Here is a 710-nt window from a genome sequence, read left to right as displayed (position 1 = left end):
AATAAATATCCTCCGGCATAGCCGGAGGTTTTTCAAATGCGCCTGTAAGGCTCTGTTACCAGCCGCGCCCTAACAGGCGCATACGATCTGACATTTGCATTCAACTTCGTTACTTACGGCCCGTAAACGGGCTGCCCGGATATGGAATCGATAACTGCTCCCCCATTTTATCCTCTTCAAGCTGGTGCTTTATGTAGTCCTGTATCTTCGCCGTGTTCTTACCCACCGTATCGACATAGTACCCTCGGCACCAGAACTCCCTGTTTCTGTATTTGAATTTCAAATCCCCAAACTGCTCGTAAAGCATCAGACTGCTTTTCCCTTTCAGATATCCCATAAAGCCGGATACGCTCATTTTGGGTGGGATTTCCACAAGCATATGGATATGATCTGCGCAGCACTCTGCTTCCAGAATCCGTACGCTTTTCCACTCACACAGCTTTCTCAAAATACTGCCTATCGCCCTACGCTTCTCTCCGTAAAACGCCAGTCTTCGGTATTTCGGCGCAAAAACTATGTGATATTTACAGTTCCAGCGGGTGTGCGCTAAGCTCTTTTCGTCCCCCATTGGGACCCCCTTTTGATTTCTTGTTTGACACTTGCAGTTGCCAGACCGCAAGGTGTTTTAACAAATCAAAAGGGGTTTTAATAACTGGCTCAAAGCTGAAAGCTTTCCGGAACCCCCAGCCTAGCTGGGGGTTTTCTGTGCA

Annotated in this window: 2 protein-coding genes; both read right to left on the bottom strand. The window is 47.9% G+C overall.

Going from position 1 to position 710, the window contains the following annotated elements; all coding sequences use genetic code 11:
- Nucleotides 1-109: 109 nt before the first annotated feature.
- Entirely contained in the window at nt 110-568 is a 459-nt protein-coding gene (tnpA, locus tag AACU19_RS19015; protein ID WP_000502112.1) for an IS200/IS605 family transposase, read from the bottom strand.
- A partial coding sequence (locus tag AACU19_RS19010) for a hypothetical protein (RefSeq protein ID WP_206748651.1) occupies nt 525-710 on the bottom strand: 186 nt, incomplete at its 5' end. The genes tnpA and AACU19_RS19010, both read right to left, overlap by 44 nt.

It is taken from the genome of Escherichia sp. MOD1-EC4550 (assembly GCF_963876935.1).
GTDB classification, from domain to species: Bacteria; Pseudomonadota; Gammaproteobacteria; order Enterobacterales; family Enterobacteriaceae; genus Escherichia; species Escherichia coli_F.
Note: the sequence above shows the minus strand (reverse complement) of the source record. Positions and strands in the feature narration are given on the sequence as shown.

What these genes read in the sequence shown, in the direction of transcription:
- tnpA (WP_000502112.1), bottom strand. Translation starts at nt 568, where the DNA reads ATGGGGGACGAAAAGAGCTTAGCGCACACCCGCTGGAACTGTAAATAT.